Source organism: Bacillus luti, from assembly GCF_001884105.1.
GTDB lineage: Bacteria > Bacillota > Bacilli > Bacillales > Bacillaceae_G > Bacillus_A > Bacillus_A luti.
The window spans coordinates 33,205-52,871 of the sequence record NZ_MACI01000026.1 but is presented as its reverse complement, the minus strand read 5'-3'; the positions used below and the strand labels follow the sequence as shown (position 1 = coordinate 52,871).

Here is a 19,667-nt window from a genome sequence, read left to right as displayed (position 1 = left end):
ACTTTATAATAAAGGTAGTGAAGTGAATCGATGGATTGGAAGTTAGGAGTGGCTAGGATGGTTGCAGAAAAGGAACGAATGTTAATGGATTTACAAGATGTATTTGAATATGCGTTTGACGAAATTTTTGTAACTGACGAAAAGGGAATCGTTGTGCGTGTAAATAGTACATGTGAAAGGCACTATCAATTAGCTGCTAAAGAGTTAGTAGGTAAGCATGTGAAAGAATTGCAAAAGGATGAGATCTTTTATCCGTCAGCAACATTAGAAGTAATAGAAAAGAAGAGACCAATTGAACTTGTTCAAACGACAAAATCAGGAGAGTATTTGCACGTTCGTACAAGGCCCGTTTTTGATGATGAAGGAAATTTAAGAAGAGTGATCAGTTATTCTCGAGACCTTACTGAACTCTATCAATTACGTCAAAAGGTCGAGGAAATGGATAATCAATTAAAAACATATAAAAAAGAATTAAGAGAAACATATGAACATGAAGGACTTATTTTTAAAAGTATCGCTATGCAAAAAATAGTCGAGACAATCAAGAAAGTATCCGTGGTAGATAGTACAGTTCTCGTTTTAGGTGAGACAGGAGTAGGGAAGAGTCGATTAGTACGTCATTTACATGAAGTGAGTAACCGGAAGAATGAAAGTTTCTATGAAATTAACTGTGCGGCATTGCCAACGAATTTAATTGAATCAGAGCTTTTTGGATACTCAGGTGGATCTTTTACAGGTGCGAATCGTGAAGGGAAAAAGGGATTATTAGAGGTAGCGCATAGAGGAACTCTTTTCTTAGATGAAATTGGCGAAATGCCGCTTGAAATTCAAGCGAAGCTTTTGCAAGTGTTGCAAGAAAAAACGTTTCGCCCTATTGGCGGAAGAGAATTAAAAAAAGTGGATGTTAGAATTGTAGCGGCAACAAATCGAGATTTAAGTATGATGGTGAAACAAGGAACATTCCGGAAAGATTTATATTATCGTCTGAATGTCATTCCAATTTTAATTCCGCCACTCCGGGAAAGAACCGAAGACATTTTGCCACTCATTTATCATTATTTACAACACTTTAACGAGAAATATGGCCGGAATGTAAAATTAGCACCTAGCACATTGCAAATGTTTGTTGGTTACCCCTGGGAAGGAAATAATAGAGAAATTGAAAATGTGATTGAGCGAATTGTTATAACTGCTGACGATATCGTTACGATAGAAGATCTGCCAATAGCGATGCAAGAATCAACGGTTGAACAGTCCGGTCAAAGTCTCTATAAAATGTTAGAAGAAGTAGAACGGAATATTATTTTGAAAGCATATAAAACATATGGATCGAGTTATAAAGTAGCGGAGTTTTTAAAAATAAGTCAATCTGCTGCCACTAGGAAAATAAAGAAACTTATAGAGGAGGAAGAAAATATTGGATAAAAAAGCGACGTTCGTAAATGTAGAGAAAAAGGCGATGTATATAAATGGTGAGTGGATTACACTACAAGAGCAAATCGAAGTAAATAATCCAGCGACGAAGGAAATATTTGCAACTGTACCAAAGGGCGGCGTAACAGAGGCAAAGCAAGCTGTTGATGCTGCGCATAAGGCTTTTAAATCATGGTCAAAATTAACAGCAGCAGATCGAGCAGTGAAATTAAAAAAGTGGTTCACGCTTATTGATGAAAATAAAGAAGAAATCGCAGCGATTATGACGAAGGAGCAAGGAAAGCCATTTGCAGAAGCACTTGGTGAAGTGAATTATGCAAATAGCTTCGTTGAATGGTATGCAGAAGAAGGAAAGCGCGTATATGGTGAAATGATTCCTGCTTCTCATCCGAATAAACGTATTTTAGTTATGAAGCAACCAGTTGGCGTTATGGCAGCAATTACACCTTGGAACTTCCCAGCTGCTATGATTACGAGAAAGGTAGCCCCAGCGCTTGCAGCAGGCTGTACGGCAGTTGTGAAGCCTGCAAGTCAAACGCCGTTAACTGCATTGAAATTAGCTGAATTAGCTCATGAAGCAGACATTCCAAAAGGTGTAATAAATATTGTAACAGGTAGTGCGAAAGCAATTGCTGATACGTGGATGGAAGATGGACGCGTTCGAAAAGTGTCCTTTACAGGATCAACGGAAATCGGGAAAGAATTAATGGCTAGTGCTGCGCAAACGATGAAAAAAGTTTCGCTTGAGTTAGGTGGTCATGCTCCATTTATCGTAATGAATGATGCAGATTTAGATAAAGCGGTAGAAGCGGTAATTGGTTCAAAATTCCGTAACGCAGGACAAACGTGTATATGTACAAACCGAGTATTCGTTCAAGAAGACGTATACGAAGTATTTGTAGAGAAGTTCCAAAAGGCAGTAGGGCAGCTGAAAGTAGGAGACGGCTTCGGTGATGGAACGACTGTAGGGCCGCTTATTGATGAGAATGCAGTTTCGAAAGTACAAGAACATATCGAAGATGCAGTTCAAAAAGGTGGAGAACTCTTATATGGAGGCCAACAGATTGTAGAGTTAGATGGACATTTCATGCAACCGACTGTAATTGGGTTGGCAAATGATACGATGCTTTGTATGACTGAAGAAACATTTGGACCAGTCGCACCAGTTGCGAAATTTAAAACAGTTGAAGAAGTAATCGAAAGAGCAAATAATACACCATACGGCTTGGCTGCGTATATTTTCACGAAAGATATTAGTCAAGCATTCCAAATTAGTGAAGCGTTAGAATACGGTATTATCGGATTAAATGATGGACTTCCATCAGTTGCACAAGCACCGTTCGGTGGCTTTAAAGAGAGTGGCATTGGCCGTGAAGGAGGCCATTTCGGTATCGAGGAATATTTAGAAATTAAATATATTTCATTAGGACTATAAGTAGTATACTAGAATCTCTATAAGGTAACAGAGAAGGAGATTCTAGTATGATATATTGGCTATTATTACTTGTAACAATTATTTTTGAAGTAGCTGGAACGATTGCGATGAAACTATCAAATGGTTTAACAAAGCCCGTTCCAAGTGTACTTATTTTCGTATTTTATGGTATTTGTTTTAGTGTGTTCGCCATCGTTGTGAAAAAGATTCATTTAAGCATTGCTTATGCGATTTGGTCTGGTGTGGGAACATTGCTTATTACAATTATTAGTGTGTACTTTTTTAAAGAGCATATTAGCTTATTCCAAGCATTTTGTATTCTTTTTATTGTTTTGGGTGTCATTGGGCTTAAGGTTTCATCGGCATCATAAAAGGCTATCTTCCGGTGTGGAAGATAGCCTTTTATTTGTATTAAAACGCCCAGTTACCTTTACGGAAGATAGGCTCATGTCTGCCATCAGCAGTAATACCATCGATATCAAGTTCAGCTGATCCAATCATGAAATCTTCATGTGTAATACTAGCGTTTGCACCATTTTCAGCAAGTTCTTCTTTAGACATTGTTTTACCGCCATCTAAGTTAAATGCATAAGCATTTCCGATTGCAAGGTGGCAAGATGCGTTTTCATCAAATAGCGTATTGTAGAATAAAATATTTGTGTTTGAAATTGGTGAGTCATGAGGTACTAAAGCTACTTCTCCTAAGAAGTGAGAACCTTCATCTGTTTCTACTAAATGTTTTAAAGCTTCCTCACCAGCTTCAGCTTTATAGTCTACGATACGGCCATTTTCAAATGTTAACGTGAAGTTATCAATAATATTACCTGCAAATGCTAACGGTTTTGTGCTAGATACTTGACCGTTTACACCTGTTTTAAGTGGCATTGTAAATACTTCTTCAGTTGGAATGTTAGCCATAAATGGTACGTTCTTTTCATTTAAGCTACCTGCACCAGCCCATACATGTTTTTCTGGAAGTTCAATTGTTAAGTCTGTCCCAGGACCTGTATAGTGAAGAGCTGTATAGTGCTTTTCGTTTAAGTAATCAACTTTTGTATGTAGTGTTTCATCATGTTCTTTCCATGCTTCTACAGGGTTTTCTAAATCAGCGCGAGTAGCTTTGAAAATAGCATCCCATAGTTTTGCTTCTTGTTCTTCTGGTGCTACGTCAGGGAAAACTTTCGCAGCCCATTCTTTCGTAGGAACAGAAATGACACACCAGCTTACTTTATCTGCTTGTACGTAATCACGGTATACTTTCATTGCTTCACCAGCTACTTTATGAGCTGTCGCGATACGTGTTGGTTCTACACCTTTTAATAAATCAGGGTTTTCTGCATAAATAGACATAAATGCAGCACCTTCTTTTGCTAATTCTTCACGAGCATGTGCTTTCCAAGATGGAAATTCAGCGAATGCTTCCTCAGGAGCTAGATCGAACTTTAAGCGTGTTAACGTCTCATCATTCCAATCCACATATACGTGTTTTGCACCAGATTTATATGCTTTTTCTGTAACGAGGCGTACAAATTGTACAGCTTCAAGAGGTGCACTAATTGATAAAGTTTGTCCTGGTTGAATATTAACACCAACATTAACTGCAAGAGCAGCATATTTCTCTAACGTTTGTTCAAATGACATATGTATAATCTCCTTTAGTTTGAAAGATTTCTTACTTTATATAATACAAGAAAATTCTAAAAATATATATAAATATAAACTAAAAAGAGAGCTCAACATGCATTGAGCTCCCACACTTATTTAATGGAAGAGGCGAATTGCTCCACAGTAGTTGCATGGTGTATACGAACACGTTTCATCTTTAGCAATTCATCGGGTTCACCTTTTGTAATGAATTGTCCAGGCTTCGTTGTCGTTGCAAATTGATAATATTTCTTCGTTTCTGCGACGACTTTATCATCGACATGACCGAACGGATAAGCAATAGCGATAACTGGCTTACCTGTTACTTTTTCTAGCTTTTCTTTCGATCCTTTTAATTCTTCTTCATAGTTTGTAATTTTCGGTAAATCAGCATGCGTTGCTGTGTGAGATTGCACTGAGAAAATACCGGAATCAACCATTTCTTTTATTTCAGATGTAGAAAGAGAGCTTTCTGCATCAACGTTATCAACAATCATATATTCTGTTGCTGTTGGTTTAAACGTATCATCTCTTAGCTTTTGTAAAATGCGAAATGCATTCATATTATTTTTCATACCATCATCAAATGTAACGAAAATAGGTTTATTTACTTTATTTATATCGCCCCAATGTTCAAAAGTTAGTAATGTATAGCCATTGTCCTTTAAATACTTCATTTGGGCTTCAAAATTAGCTGGTGATACGAATAGGTCTTTAATGCCTTGACCATGATAATCATCAATTGCATGGTACATGAGAACAGGAACTTTTTGCTCGAAAGTAATAGTAGATTTTGTGAGTGGAATTGTTTTCCCATCTTCTTTTATTCCTGCTGCTTCAATTTGAAATTCACCGCGTTTTCCTTCAAACTCTTTTATATCAAAAGGAAGGGGAAATTGTTTTTCCTTTTCTTTAGAAGAAAAGGATTTAGCATGTTCCTTTCCATCAGCAGTGCGCCAAATTGTATATTGTACCTCGGTTAAAGAATCCTTAATGTCTGTAATATGAATACTTGTGTTTGTAGATTCGTGTGTAATTGGATTATAAGAAATTTTACCTTGTTCTTGCATAGTCTCTTCTTGCTTCTTAACTTCTTGAACCTTTTTCTCTTTTTTAGGTTCTTGACTTACATTGCTAGTATTACAGCCTGCTAGAATGGCAGATGTACATAAAGCAATTGCTGCGTATTTTCTCATAAAATCACCTTCTATTGTGTATTATGTTGCATATTTACATTAAAATCCCCACCGCTGTAAGAGTGGTGGGGATATACCCTTGTTCATCATATCATTTGAAGAAAATGAGGGGAATATGATTTTTAGGGGGATTAGGGTGATAGATTAGTGGCTTTGAATAGATGTATTCTTTCGTTTTTTATTCAAATTGATAATAATATAACCAACTATAAAGATAAGAGGAATAATGAAGACATAGATAGGCATTCCCCATACATAATAGCTTTTCATGCTCAAGACTAGTAAGTGTAAAAAATCGAAAAGGGCGTGAATTTTCATAAGGTCCTCCAATATACTTTTTTTACAAATTATAGCATTTTAATTTTTGATTTGTATATTTTGGTAAATGTTTTAAGGTAATTTTAAAGTAAAGGAAGGGCTTATTAATATGCAATTTTGCATATAGATGCTATTTTTATTAAAATATAAGGATTTTAGATTATAATAAGAACCGCTATAAATGTAAGTAAGAATGATGTACGGAATGGAGAACAGAAATGAAATATAAAAAAATAGTATATATCCTTCTCATATCGCTATTTGTAGTTGGTTGTCAAAGTGAAGTGAGTAAGGTGAATAGTGTGGAGGAGTATATTCCAGCACATCTTATGAACGCGGAAGTTACGGCGGATATTATGACGTTAGAGATGGATCCAGATACTCTTAAAAAAGTAGGGAATATTGGTCAAAGAATGAGAGAGCATCTAGCGAATAATATGGAATGGTATTTAAAATACATAGAAGAGCATGCTGAGAAAAAAAGTCTTCCATATCATCTTAATTTCGGTGTTACAAAAGAAGAGTATGAGTTTGTACTAAATGCAATTGATCAAAGTAAATTGGTGAATACAAAGGATGGAAAGCTTAAATTTAAGAAAAAAAGTGATCATGAAGTAGAGATTTTTTCAAGTGAAAGTATAAAGCTTCTTAAATATATAGTTATTGATACGGAGAAGAATACAGTAAAAACATCTCTAGGAGAATGTGAATATTTTGGAGAGATACTGGCATCCCCAGAGCAGAAGTTAACTGGTCCTTGGCACGGAAAACAATGGATGTTAAAAAAAGATGACTTAATATATATGTTTTCTTTAGGGAAAATGGAAACAGGAAATAAATCAATTATTGATATTTCGGTGAAAGGTAAATATAAGGGAGAAATTATTAATAAGGAAGAGGCATTAGAGTTTTCCTCAGTTTCTTAAATGATAATAAAAAAATCACCTTGCTGTGTAAGCAAAGGTGATTTTCTTTGTTAAATAAACAATCCAGCGATTGTCGCAGATAAAATAGAAGCAAGTGTTGATGCAAATAGCATTTTCCAACCGAATTTAGATACGATACTTCCTTGTTTTTCAGAAAGAGCACGAATTGTACCAACGATCGCACCAATTTGGCTAATACTTGCGAAACTAATTAAGAATACTGTAACGATTCCAACTGTACGTGGAGATAATGTTGCAGCTGCACCTTTTAAATCAAGGATTGCTACAAACTCGTTTAATACAATTTTCGTACCCATAATACCACCAGCCGGGATAATATCTTGAGCTGGAATACCCATTAAGAATGCGAATGGAGCAAGTATATAACCGAAGATTTGTTGTAATGTAATAGCATGTCCCATTGCACCTGAAGCTGCGCTAATTACGTAGTTTACAACTTCCATCACACCGATGAAGGCAATCATTAACGCCGCAACGATACCAGCTACTTTTAAACCATCAAGCGCACCGTTAATCATTGCACCGATAAAGCTGTCTCCGAATAGAGTTCTATCAAATTTTTGAATTACTTCGTCTTCTTTTTTCGTATCAACTGGTGTTAATAGCGAACAAACGATTAAGCTTGAGAATAAGTTTAGCGGAAGAGCTGCAAGTACGTATTTTGCATCTAACATCATTACGTATGATGCTGTAACAGAAGCAGAAACTGAGCTCATCGCAGAACAACAAATGATAAACATACGGTTTTTATTGAAATGTTGTAAATCATTTTTAATAACGATTAACGCTTCACTTGAACCGAAGAATACAGAGTTTACTGCGTGGAATGATTCGACGCGTGGTAAACCAGTAATTTTTGAAATGGCACCGCCGACAATGCGAACGATGAATGGTAAAACACCTAAATAACTAAAGATTGAAAGTAGTGCTGAGAAAAATACGATAATTAATAATACATTTAAGAAAAAGACAAAATCTCTTTGAATTCCATTAAAGAGAAAATCGACACCTGTCGTACCAAGTTTAATTAGTTTGTTGAAAACTTTACTAATGAAAATAATGATTTGTTGACCAATCTTTGTGCCAAACATAAACCAACCGATTAAAATTTGGAAACCAATCATAATAGCAATTGCACGGAAGTTGATTTTACTTTTGTTGTTTGACAAAGCAAAACATAAACCTAAAACGACAAGAATACCGATAATGCTCATTACATATTGCATGTAGTTGCCCCTTTCAGAAGTTCGTATAAAGTTTGTACATAAAACGCTCGTTATATTACTAAAAATAAAACGGAAAGGTTTTATGTCATACGTAAGATGTCTGACCTTTTAGAAAAATAAAAATAAAAAAAGACCCATATGGATTCACTTTCATCTATGAGAGAAAGCTAATCAATATGAGTCCTTTTTTGCACATAGGCTAATATTCATTAGTTTTCCCCATAGTCCAGCAATTTAAGGTTGCCGGGTAGAAACTCTCGATCCATATTATCAAGTATATATGAGGTAACATCGTCCGTATTAAATTAGTAGTAGCGTAACATTACTAGAGAACTATCGTCAATAGCTTTTTTTCTTCCAATAGAAATAGACCATATAAGTATGATAAAATGTAACGCAGTGTTATGAAAAAGAGAGGTCGGAAAATGAGTACAAAAATGACGCCACCAGTTGAAAAAAACGAGTTTATAGATGTAGTATTTGAAGATTTAACACATGATGGTGCCGGTGTTGCGAAAGTAAAAGGCTATCCTATTTTCGTTAAAAACGGCTTACCAGGTGAAGAGGCTCAAATTAAAATTATTAAAGTGAAGAAAAACTTCGCATTTGGTCGTTTAATGAAGCTTCATACAGAAAGTCCATATCGTAAAGATGCAGAGTGCCCAGTATATAACCAGTGCGGCGGTTGTCAGCTTCAGCACTTAACATATGAAGGACAATTACAAGCGAAGGAAAAACAAGTACGTGACGTGATGCAGCGTATTGGCGGACTAGGCGATATTCCTGTTCACCCTGTACTTGGCATGAAAAACCCGTGGGTATACCGTAATAAAGCACAAGTACCAATCGGAGAACGTGAAGGCGGACTTGTAGCAGGTTTCTATCGTCAAGGAACACATGACATCATTAATATGGAATCGTGTTTAATTCAGGCGGAAGAAAACGATACATTAATTCAAGAAGTAAAACGTATTTGTGAAAAGCACGGTATTTCGGCATATAACGAAGAGCGAAACAAAGGAACACTTCGCCACGTAATGGCTCGCTATGGACAAGTAACAGGGGAAATTATGCTTGTCTTCATTACGCGTACTGCAGAATTGCCAAACAAACAAGCGATTATTGAAGAAATCACAGCGAAATTCCCAGAAGTAAAATCGATTGTTCAAAACGTAAATCCGAAACGTACAAACGTAATCTTCGGAGACAAAACGACAGTATTGTACGGATCAGAATATATTTATGACTTTATCGGTGACATTAAATTTGCGATTTCAGCACGTTCATTCTATCAAGTAAACCCAGAACAAACGAAAGTGCTATACGATAAAACGTTAGAATACGCAAAATTAGACGGTAACGAAACAGTAATTGATGCATATTGCGGAATCGGATCAATCTCCTTATTCCTAGCGCAAAAAGCGAAAAAAGTGTACGGTGTTGAAATCGTTCCAGAAGCAATCGAAGACGCAAACCGAAACGCAGCACTAAACAATATGACAAACGCTGAGTTTGGAGTAGGAGAAGCAGAAGTAGTCATTCCAAAATGGTACAAAGAAGGCGTAATTGCTGACACAATGGTCGTAGATCCGCCGCGTAAAGGTTGTGACGAAGCATTACTAAACACAATCATTGACATGAAGCCAAAACGCGTCGTATATGTATCATGCAACCCTGCGACATTAGCACGTGACTTAAAAGTATTAGAAGAAGGCGGATATAAAACGCAGGAAGTACAACCTGTTGATATGTTCCCGCATACGACTCATGTGGAGTGTGTGGCTTGGCTTAAGTTGGTATAATAAAAAAGCAGTTGATATAGAAAAAGTCTATACCACCTGCTTTTTGGTTTATCCCGCTATTTGCGGATCGTAAGACCCCTACTTCAAAATTCAGCAAAAGCAAAGAAGTTAGGTGGGGACCACTGATTAAAGTTTCACTTTATAAAAATACTATTCAGCAACGATTTTAGTTAAAATAACTATTGCTGATTTTTACAAATAATAAATGTCCAGTTGTTATTTGGCCATATATTTTAAAATTGAGAGTTTGAAATTGCATTCATAGTGAGAGGATTTGAATTTAAAATGATAGATAATTTTTGGCGTGATTTACCGCGACCATTTTTCGTACTTGCACCAATGGAAGATGTGACAGACGTTGTGTTCCGTCACGTAGTAAGTGAAGCAGGTCGACCAGATGTATTCTTCACAGAGTTTACAAACTCGGATAGCTATTGTCATCCAGAAGGTATGAAAAGTGTGCGTGGCCGTTTGATTTTTACAGAAGATGAACAGCCGATGGTGGCGCATATTTGGGGAGACAATCCTGAATATTTCCGTCAAATGAGTATTGGCATGGCAGAGCTCGGATTTAAAGGAATCGATATTAATATGGGCTGTCCAGTACCGAATGTAGCGTCGAGAGGAAAAGGGAGTGGCCTTATTCTACGTCCAGACGTTGCAGCAGAACTTATTCAAGCAGCGAAAGCGGGCGGACTACCTGTCAGCGTAAAAACGCGACTTGGCTTTAAAGAGTTAAGTGAGTGGGAAGATTGGTTAACGCATATTTTCAAACAAGATATTGCAAACCTTTCTATTCATTTACGTACAAGAGAAGAAATGAGCCAAGTAGATGCGCATTGGGAACTAATTCCGGAAATCAAAAAATTACGTGACCGTATTGCACCAAATACGTTAATAACAATCAACGGAGACATCCCTGACCGCAAAACTGGGCTGGAACTTGCTGAAAAATACGGCATTGATGGCGTAATGATCGGACGAGGCATTTTCAAGAATCCATTTGCGTTTGAAAAAGAGCCAAGAGAGCATAGCAGTAAAGAACATCTAGACCTTTTAAGACTACAGCTTGATCTTCAAGATCAATATGCAGAAGTACTACCACGTTCAATCACAGGGCTTCATCGCTTTTTCAAAATTTATGTAAAAGGATTCCCTGGAGCTGCTGAACTAAGAAATCAATTGATGAGCACGAAATCAACAGATGAAGTGCGTGTATTGCTGGATAAGTTTGAGGCTAGTGTTGATAAGGCTGGCGATAGTGAAACGGTATAACTTTTGAAAGTTAGAGGGGATGCTTTATTAAGTTGAACCGTATCATAGGTAAGCGAGGTATTCTGTGTAAAACAAGGGGAAGAAAAGAATACAGGAGAAAATCTGAAATGACAGGTTGGTCTTGATTTTCACTGATATTATCATGTTTATTTTATTGTGCCTATAATTGGAGGCTATGTAAATGTTAAGTGATCAGACGAGATATTCTAGGCTCGCGAATATAACGAAAATAATAAATACAAAATTAGAACTACGTGAAGTATTGCAGCGTGTAACAGTAGCGATATCAGAGGAGATTGTTAAGTGCAACGCTGTTGGAATTTATTTACCACAGGAAGATGGAACGTTTAGAGGGTTTGCAGGAAAACCAGAGACTATAAATGGCGTAACGCTTGATACTCAGGTCATTGATCCTGAAATAGACTTACTAGCAAAAGAAGTTATTGAAACAAAAAAAACCATCTATATCCCTGACACCTCAAAGGACCATCGGCCGGATCCGAGACCGGTTGATGCGTTCAAAATTAAGTCCTTATTAGCTCTGCCTATTTCATTTGAGCAAGAGTTATTTGGTCTGGTTTTTCTATTTGATTATGGAACTCCAATGAACTTAACAGATTCAGAAATTCAAAGTGTTGAAGCTTATGTAAATATGGCTGCGGTCGCAATTCAAAACGCAAATAATTTAACACAAAAAGAAAACCTTATTGCCGAGAAACAGCTGTTACTAAATGTTACCCGTGATTTATCAATGTGTTCCTCGATACAGGAAAGTTTTGACAAATGTTTTTTTTACTTAGGACAGGTTTTAGAGAGCAAAAAAATGGCTGCCCACCTTTTAGACCCGCTAGACAAAACAACGATTAAGACAACGAAGTTAAGCTCGGACTGTGATTGGACAGAAGCAGATTGGATGGAGAAAAGCTATGAAGCCAAAATCCAAGAGGTTATTCAAACAAAAAATATAGATAGCAAGGGTTTACTGATGATTCCATTAGTTTCAATGGGAGAAGTATTAGGGGCGATCGTCGTTGGCGAAGAGGGAAAAGCTCACAATTACGATAATTCACAAATTCAACTGGCAAAATCTATCGTTGATGCCACAGCTCCTACGTTTTCAAACTTGTTATATATGGATCAACTTGAAAGCATGGTGGCAGAACGAACGAGAGAACTAGCAAATGCTAATGAGAAAGTTACAAGTGTGATTGAAAGTATTACGGATGGACTCTTTACTTTGAATAATAAATGGGAATTTACGTACGTAAATAAGCATCAATATTTTCCGCAAAGAAAAACAGCAAAAGATGTATTAGGCAAGAATGTATGGGAGATTTTCCGGAGTAGCGTCGACACAGTTATGTATAAGGAATTTCATCGTGCAATGTCAGAGCGAACTACAGTGCACTTCGAAGTTCTTTCTACCTCTGATGAATATTGGCACGAAGTGATTGCCTACCCGTATGATGATGGTATTTGTTGTATTTTTAAAAATATAACGGAAAAAAAGCAATATGAGCAGGAATTGAAAAGGTTATCCAACATAGAGTTAATAGGGCAAATGGCAGCAGGTATCAGTCATGAGATTAGAAATCCAATGACAGCAGTACGGGGGTTTTTGCAGTTATTAAAAGAAGAGAACACTTATGAGAAACATAATCAGTACTTTAAATTAATGATTGAAGAACTTGACCGTGCCAATTCTATTATTACTGAATTTCTATCAATGGGTAATACAAGGAAATCAGATTTGCAGATGTTAGATTTAAATGCAATTATTCACGACATTATCCCTTTAATAAAGGTTGATACGTATAATCAAAATAAATATATTCAAGTCGATACAAATGACATTCCGGAATTACTTTTAAATCGGAATGAGATACGGCAATTATTAATAAACTTATACCGTAATGGCTTAGAAGCGATGAGCGAAAGGAAAGTACTAGCCATTAGCACCTACAAGGAAGGCAAAAATTGCGTGGTGCTTGCAGTGCGAGATCAAGGAAAAGGTATTAAGCCTGAAGTATTAGAAAAACTGGGTACTCCATTTTACACGACCAAAGATAATGGAACTGGATTGGGGTTAGGCATATGTTATGCCATTGCTGCCCGTCATAATGCAAAAATAGAAATTCAAACAGGATCGGAAGGCACTACTTTTTTAGTTAAATTTAATTATGAAAATAATGAAAAATAACCTTATTTAAGTAAAGCCTAAGTAAACATAATCAACATTTCAGGAGGAAAAACAATGGCAATGAGCAATAACGATATATTAAAAAGAGTAAGGTACGCTTTAGATATAAAAGATATCGATATGGTGGAAATCTTTAAACTTGGCGGAATGGAAGTAACGAAAGAAGACGTAGTTGATATGCTTACAAAAATAAAGAGAGCGCCTCAGCATGAATCTGAAAATGACGATGTAATCGAAGATGAGTATGTACTAACATGCGATATGATGATGTTAGAGTCATTTTTAAACGGATTTATTACTTTAAAAAGAGGAAAGCAAGATCCAAAACCAGGACAACCTGCACCTGTACAAAGCAAAGAAAGTGCTAATAACCTTCTTCTAAAGAAAATGAAAATCGCACTATCTTTAACAAGTGAAGATGTACTTGATATATTAGATAGCGTAGGCGTTACAGTAACAAAAGGAGAGTTAGGCGCTCTATTAAGAAAAAAAGGTCATAAAAATTACAAAGAGTGCGGCGATAGATACGCAAGGAATTTCATTAAGGGATTAGGTGTAAAGTATAGAGGGTAATGAGTTCGTTAAAGCAGTAAATGATATAATAGGTAGAGTAGGACGTTTGTATCCTACTCTTTTTTATTTGTAAAATAATACGTTAGGTGATGAAATGGTACATACATATTTAGGTGAGACAATTAATTTTCATATAACTTATAAGAAGAAAAAGTCGGTGCGTCTTTTTGTAGATTCATACGGCAATGTGGAAGTTCAAGCTCCGAAGGGAACACCTGTTGAATACTTAGTCCAGTTGCTAGAGGAGAAATGGGATTGGATTCAGAAAACACGTAAGGAAATGCAAGAGCGAGCGCTTGGACCACAGGAAAAGGATTATGATCAAGGAGAGGGCTTTTTGTATTTAGGAAATACGTATCCGATACAAATTTCTCAGGATGCAAGTATTACGCAAGACAATGCAGTGTTTGAAGGAGAGAAGTTACATATTTATGTGAAAGAGCTTAAGGATGAGAAAATCCAGCAGGCTTTAAAACGATTTTACTATAAGCAGTGCAAGGCATTAGTAGAGAAGAGCATTAAAGCACATCAAAGTAACTTCAAAACAAAACCGCGTTCTATTCGTATTACAGACAGTAGTCGTACGTGGGGTACTTGTGATTCAAATTTACAGTTAACATTCAATTGGAAGTTAGCGATGGCACCACAGCGAGTAATTGATTATGTAGTTGTTCATGAGATGTGCCATATGGTTCATTTAAATCATGATCGTTCTTTTTGGCGTCTTGTCGGGAAGATAATGCCTGATTATAAGGAAATGGAGAACTGGTTAGCGTTATCGAGTTGGAAGATGACGGTGTAATTATTATTTTAGGATGAAATAAAGTAGAACCCTAATAAATTAGGGTTCTCTTTGTACATAGATTATCGTCCGAACTTCACAATGAAAGTATCGTCTGTTTTCTCCATCTTATACCCACGATACCCCTCTGAAAGCAACGCCTGCTGTCCACTAGCATCACTCATCGGAATACTCTTAACATCGGACCAATTTCTTTCTATATCATTACGCAATTCCTTCACAAAAACATACCGCATACTACCACTATACTTCTCTTTCAGTGCAGCAACCTCCATCCCTTGCGCAAACTTATCCTTCAAACTCGGAATGTTAAAAGGAGCTACGGTGCAGCAAACGTAATCGTATTTGCCATCTTCTTTTTGTAGTTCATCCATGATGACTGTCGCTAATATTTTTTGCATACCATTTCCGCGGCAGTTTGGATGAACGTTTGAGATTTCTTGATAGATGACGCGGTGTAGTTCGCTTTCTGATAGGCCGATATCAAGTCCTAAATGCTCATCATCGATAGGAGGGACGAGTAGGGCACGGAATGCGATGAGTTCGTTTTCGATAAAGGCACCGATCATCATGCCGTTTCCTTCTAGAATGTATTGAAATTCTTCTTGTGAGAGTGGTTGTAAACGACCTTTATCTTCTAGTGCTTCAACTACAACGTTTTGTAGTGATAAAATTTGTTCGATATGCTTACTTGATAGTAATGTAACGTGAAATGACTCGTTATTTTGTTTTAATGCACCTTCATATAGAACTGTCATGTATGAGTCCTCCTTTAGCGTACAACGTCTTGAAAGACGGTTAGTTCTTGCAGGGTATCTTCATTTATTTCAATACCTAGTCCTGGCTTTTCGTTTAAACGAATGAATGGCACGTCGTAATGTAAGTTACCAATGTCTTTCGTAAATTTTAATGGCCCTGTTAGCTCAACGCTCGTAATGATTTTCTTTGAGAAAGCGACATGGAATCCTGCGGAAGAGGCAACGGATGATTCGACCATTGATCCCACTTGGCATTCAATGCCGGCCATTTCAGCTTGATGAGCAAGTTTTACGGCAGGATATATGCCGCCGCATTTCATTAGTTTTATATTCACTTTATCAGCTGCGTCTAATTTAATGATTTGGCGCATTTCACGAGAACCTTTTAACCCTTCATCAACCATAAGTGGAAGGTCTGTTTTAGAACGAATATGAGCCATTGCGTCAATATCGTCGGCGATAACAGGTTGCTCAATCCAGTCAATGTTTAAATGTCCTAATGAACGAAGTGCCGTTAATGTGTTGGCGCTATTTTTCCAACCTTGGTTTACATCAACGCGAATCGCGATGTCATTTCCTACACGTTCACGCACCGCTTCAATTCGTTTTACATCTTCTTTTACATTTGTACCGACTTTCATTTTGAAAGATTGGTAACCTTTTTGAATCATAGAAGCAGCTTCTTCAGCCATATTTTCTGGAGCAGCGATGCTTAAGACGTGAGTAACGGGGAACTCATCATGGTAGCGCCCGCCAATTAATTGATATACAGGTTGATTTAATTTTTTGCCCATTATATCAAAACAAGCAATATCAATTGCAGCTTTCGCTGTTGGAACACCGTAAATTGTATTGTCCATCATATCGTGTATTTTTTCGATATTCATTGGATTTTGTCCGATAAGAGCAGGAGCTAGCGTATGTTTTAAAGTATGGAAAGTACTTTCCCATGATTCACCTGTAACGTGATCATCAGCGACGCCTTCACCGTAACCGATAATGCCTTCATCAGTTTCCATTTTGACGATAATAGAAGGCATATCAGAATAAGAACCATAACTAATAACAAACGGATCGCGAAGTGGTAAACGAATTGCGTAAAGATGAATAGCTGTAATTTTCATTGAATAAAGACCCCTTCCTGTTTACAATAGTTTTGTACATTTGATATAGTTGACGTTAAATAGTCGTTAATTAATGATAAGGAGTTAGAGAAAATGATAATAAAAATTGCAGTTGTCGGTTCAAAGGAGTTTATGGAGAATCTTTTACCTATTGCTCATAAATTAGAAGAAATAGAGATTGATCCATATATTTACCTTCATCCGGCTGAATCTTCTGAAATATTAAAGCGTTTAAAACCTTGTGATGTTATCTTTTTCTCGGGTGCCCTACCTTATTATATGGCAAAAGAAATAAGAGAACAATTACGAATTCCAAGTACGTACCTACAACAAGACGAGACAACGGTTGCATCTTCACTCCTTTCTATAATATATCATCAAAGCATTCAACCTCATAAAATTTCAATTGATTTAGTAGATCGTTCGTTTATTACAAATGTATTCCACGATATTGGTTTGAAAGAAAAGCCACAAGTGATGGATTATGAAAATATGTTGTGGAGTAAAGACGAAATAAATAGAGTCATCGATTTCCATGTAGCTAAGTATCAATCAGGAGATTCGGATCTAGCTTTAACTAGTATTCACGCTGTTTATGATGAGCTTCAAAAAATAGGTATCCCTTCAGAGCGTATGATAGATCCGACGCAATCCATTATACATGGGTTAAAAGATGCAAAAATAAAAGCCGAGTTAGCAAAAAGCCATTCAGCAACTGTTGGTGCTTGTATTATATCCTTTATGGAGATACAAGAAAGCTCGCTTGAACAATTAAATGTAGTTTCAAAAGAATTACGTGGTTCATTTAAACAAGTTGATGAAATGACATTTATTTTGTATACGACTCGTGGTGATATTGAATCGAGTATAAAAACAAATATGATAGATAACATATTTATGAGTATAGAAGGTAGGATAGCTATTGGGTTTGGTTACGGGAAAACTGTGAAAGAAGCGGAGCAAAATGCTAAAATCGCTCAAGATTTCGCGAAGAATAATCCAATAGATCATTGTTTTTATATACTAACTAGTGAGAAGGAACTATTTGGTCCATTTCCGAAAGAACAGAGAGTACAAAGTTTGAAAAATGCTAACCCAGAATTAATGAAAATAGCGAAGGAAACGAAGCTTAGTCCAGCAAACTTGTCAAAAATTATTCAGTTTAGTCAATCACACCCATCATTGAAATTTACAGCAGCAGATCTTTCTGAGTACTTACAAGTGACGCGGCGATCAACAGAAAGGTTGCTAAAGAAATTAGTTGATTATGGGTATGCCCATATTTGCGGCGAGGAAATGCCCTATCAACAAGGGCGTCCTCGCGCAATATATGAACTGAATTTACCGCTATTTTTAAGCTTCTAGTTGAGCTTTTTGTTTCTTTATTAGTTCTGCTTTTTCAATGTCTGATAGTTTCGTAATTGTAAGACCGGTTATGCCGTAAATAATGGAGATAATAGGTACGATGAAATTCAATATAGCATAAGGAGCATATTCGAATGCGCCTACTCCAAGTGTTGCGAGTATAAATACACCGCACGTATTCCAAGGAACGAAAACAGAAGTTAATGTTCCGCCATCTTCTAATGCTCTGGATAAATTTTTAGAATGTAGTCCTTTTTCAGTGTATGCATTTGCGTACATTCTTGAAGGAACAACAATCGAAATATATTGTTCAGAGCAAGTAAGGTTCGTTGCAAAGCAAGATGCGATAGTAGAGGCGATAAGTCCCTTTGCTGATGTCGCTAATTTTAAAATTTGATTTACAATTGAGCGAAGAATCCCGGTATGTTCTAATACTCCGCCGAAAGTCATAGCGACAATTGTCATAGAAACTGTATTCATCATCGAATCTAAGCCACCGCGGTTAAATAGTTCGTCTACTAGCTTGTTTCCAGTGTCTATGACAAATCCAGCTTGGAGTGCACCGACAGAGGCTGAGACAGAACCGCCTTGAATAAAGACTTGTGATAGAAATCCTAAAATAATACCTACGAGAATAGCTGGTATAGCTGGCACTTTTTTAGCGACCAATACCATAACGACTACGGGTATGATTAATAGGAAAGGTGAGATAACAAAGTTTTGTTGCAAGACTTGTAACGTTTGATCGATGCTTTTTGCATCAATATTGTTCTCGCCGAAGCTTCTTCCTAAGAACGCATAGACGATAAGAGTAATAATTAAACCTGGGATTGTAGTAAATAACATATGACGGATATGCGCGAATAAATCTGTATTTGTTAATCCTGCGGCTAAGTTTGTTGTGTCTGAAAGCGGTGACATTTTATCGCCGAAATAAGAGCCTGAAATAATGGCACCAGCAACCATTGGAGCTGGGATTCCCATACTTAGGCCAATACCCATTCCAGCAACGCCGATTGTTCCCATTGTAGACCAGGAGCTACCGATTGCTAACGCAACGATAGAACAAATCACGGTAATTGAAACTAAAAATAGTGATGGAGTTAAAAGTTTTAAACCGTAATAAATCATTGTTGCGACAATTCCACCGCCAATCCAAGCACCAATCGTTAAACCTACAAGAATAATGATAACGATAGCGGGTAATGCAAGACGAATTCCTTTATACATTGCTTCTTCAAGATCGTTCCATTTGTAGCCATAGCGCCAAGCGACGATAGAAGCAACGGTTGTGCCGATAATAAGTGGGACGTGAGGGCTTTGTTTTAATACAACAATTGTAACCATCATAACTGCAACTGTAATGATAATAGGGATTATTGCTACTCCAAAAGGTATTTCTTTTTTCATAAACTGCCTCCTCATTATGTATGTTTTGTATTTTTAGAATTGTCGCAAAATAGACGTTATTAAATTATAATAACTAAAAATTGATGTGAGCGTCAATAAAAAAACAGAAAATAACGAATGTTCTTTCTGCATAAATTGAGTGGAAATGAGTTATTAAT

The 19,667-nt window shown here is 36.7% G+C and carries 16 protein-coding genes and 1 riboswitch; of the genes, 10 read left to right on the top strand and 6 right to left on the bottom strand.

The window, feature by feature from the left end:
• Positions 1-57: 57 nt before the first annotated feature.
• The 3 genes from BAQ48_RS07135 to BAQ48_RS07125 are packed head-to-tail and all read left to right on the top strand — an operon-like array spanning position 58 to position 3,240.
• On the top strand, positions 58-1,425 hold the full coding sequence (locus BAQ48_RS07135) for a sigma-54 interaction domain-containing protein (RefSeq protein WP_071710540.1): 1,368 nt from the start codon (positions 58-60) through the stop codon (positions 1,423-1,425).
• Positions 1,418-2,869 carry an NADP-dependent succinate-semialdehyde dehydrogenase gene (gabD, locus tag BAQ48_RS07130; RefSeq protein ID WP_071710539.1) on the top strand — a complete coding sequence of 484 codons (1,452 nt, stop codon included), beginning with the start codon at positions 1,418-1,420 and terminating at the stop codon, positions 2,867-2,869. The genes BAQ48_RS07135 and gabD overlap by 8 nt, the downstream gene beginning before the upstream one ends.
• A gap of 47 nt (positions 2,870-2,916) precedes the next feature.
• A complete protein-coding gene (locus tag BAQ48_RS07125) occupies positions 2,917-3,240 on the top strand; it encodes a DMT family transporter (RefSeq protein WP_000641002.1) in 324 nt (107 codons plus the stop codon).
• 40 nt (positions 3,241-3,280) lie between these two features.
• Here BAQ48_RS07125 and BAQ48_RS07120 read toward each other — a convergent pair whose 3' ends face one another.
• Positions 3,281-4,510 (bottom strand): aminopeptidase, encoded by a 1,230-nt coding sequence (locus BAQ48_RS07120; protein WP_000007358.1) that lies wholly within the window; start codon positions 4,508-4,510, stop codon positions 3,281-3,283.
• Between the two features lie 116 nt (positions 4,511-4,626).
• Positions 4,627-5,709 carry a polysaccharide deacetylase family protein gene (locus tag BAQ48_RS07115; RefSeq protein WP_071710538.1) on the bottom strand — a complete coding sequence of 361 codons (1,083 nt, stop codon included), beginning with the start codon at positions 5,707-5,709 and terminating at the stop codon, positions 4,627-4,629.
• A gap of 536 nt (positions 5,710-6,245) precedes the next feature.
• Between BAQ48_RS07115 and BAQ48_RS07110 the strand changes: the two genes are divergently transcribed.
• On the top strand, positions 6,246-6,953 hold the full coding sequence (locus BAQ48_RS07110; RefSeq protein WP_071710537.1) for a hypothetical protein: 708 nt from the start codon (positions 6,246-6,248) through the stop codon (positions 6,951-6,953).
• A 50-nt stretch (positions 6,954-7,003) separates the two neighbouring features.
• Here BAQ48_RS07110 and BAQ48_RS07105 read toward each other — a convergent pair whose 3' ends face one another.
• Positions 7,004-8,200: a NupC/NupG family nucleoside CNT transporter gene (locus BAQ48_RS07105; protein ID WP_001200500.1), complete on the bottom strand. Its 1,197-nt coding sequence runs from the start codon at positions 8,198-8,200 to the stop codon at positions 7,004-7,006.
• A 202-nt stretch (positions 8,201-8,402) separates the two neighbouring features.
• Positions 8,403-8,504: riboswitch (purine riboswitch) on the bottom strand.
• A gap of 121 nt (positions 8,505-8,625) precedes the next feature.
• Between BAQ48_RS07105 and rlmD the strand changes: the two genes are divergently transcribed.
• The 5 genes from rlmD (at position 8,626) to BAQ48_RS07080 (ending at position 14,852) form a co-directional block, all read left to right on the top strand.
• Positions 8,626-10,002 carry a 23S rRNA (uracil(1939)-C(5))-methyltransferase RlmD gene (gene rlmD, locus BAQ48_RS07100; protein ID WP_071710536.1) on the top strand — a complete coding sequence of 459 codons (1,377 nt, stop codon included), beginning with the start codon at positions 8,626-8,628 and terminating at the stop codon, positions 10,000-10,002.
• A 285-nt stretch (positions 10,003-10,287) separates the two neighbouring features.
• A complete protein-coding gene (locus BAQ48_RS07095) occupies positions 10,288-11,277 on the top strand; it encodes a tRNA dihydrouridine synthase (RefSeq protein WP_000566679.1) in 990 nt (329 codons plus the stop codon).
• A 181-nt stretch (positions 11,278-11,458) separates the two neighbouring features.
• Complete coding sequence (locus tag BAQ48_RS07090) at positions 11,459-13,477, top strand: GAF domain-containing sensor histidine kinase (protein ID WP_071710535.1); 2,019 nt, start codon at positions 11,459-11,461, stop codon at positions 13,475-13,477.
• Positions 13,478-13,531: 54 nt separating this feature from the next.
• A complete protein-coding gene (locus tag BAQ48_RS07085; RefSeq protein ID WP_071710534.1) occupies positions 13,532-14,050 on the top strand; it encodes a YehS family protein in 519 nt (172 codons plus the stop codon).
• A gap of 94 nt (positions 14,051-14,144) precedes the next feature.
• Positions 14,145-14,852 carry a M48 family metallopeptidase gene (locus tag BAQ48_RS07080; protein WP_071710533.1) on the top strand — a complete coding sequence of 236 codons (708 nt, stop codon included), beginning with the start codon at positions 14,145-14,147 and terminating at the stop codon, positions 14,850-14,852.
• Positions 14,853-14,914: 62 nt separating this feature from the next.
• Here the strand turns inward: BAQ48_RS07080 and BAQ48_RS07075 are convergent, their stop codons facing one another.
• Together BAQ48_RS07075 and BAQ48_RS07070 are read right to left on the bottom strand one after the other, a co-directional pair.
• Positions 14,915-15,610, bottom strand: a complete 696-nt coding sequence (locus tag BAQ48_RS07075; RefSeq protein WP_071710532.1) for an N-acetyltransferase — start codon at positions 15,608-15,610, stop codon at positions 14,915-14,917.
• A gap of 14 nt (positions 15,611-15,624) precedes the next feature.
• Positions 15,625-16,734, bottom strand: a complete 1,110-nt coding sequence (locus tag BAQ48_RS07070) for a mandelate racemase/muconate lactonizing enzyme family protein (RefSeq protein WP_071710531.1) — start codon at positions 16,732-16,734, stop codon at positions 15,625-15,627.
• 93 nt (positions 16,735-16,827) lie between these two features.
• Here BAQ48_RS07070 and BAQ48_RS07065 point away from each other — a divergent pair, with 93 nt between their 5' ends.
• Entirely contained in the window at positions 16,828-18,099 is a 1,272-nt protein-coding gene (locus BAQ48_RS07065) for a transcriptional regulator (RefSeq protein ID WP_071710530.1), read from the top strand.
• On the opposite strand, the gene nhaC is transcribed toward BAQ48_RS07065, so the two are convergent.
• On the bottom strand, positions 18,088-19,509 hold the full coding sequence (gene nhaC, locus BAQ48_RS07060) for a Na+/H+ antiporter NhaC (protein ID WP_000711537.1): 1,422 nt from the start codon (positions 19,507-19,509) through the stop codon (positions 18,088-18,090). The two genes, BAQ48_RS07065 and nhaC, sit on opposite strands and share 12 nt — an antisense overlap.
• Between the last annotated feature and the right edge of the window lie 158 nt (positions 19,510-19,667).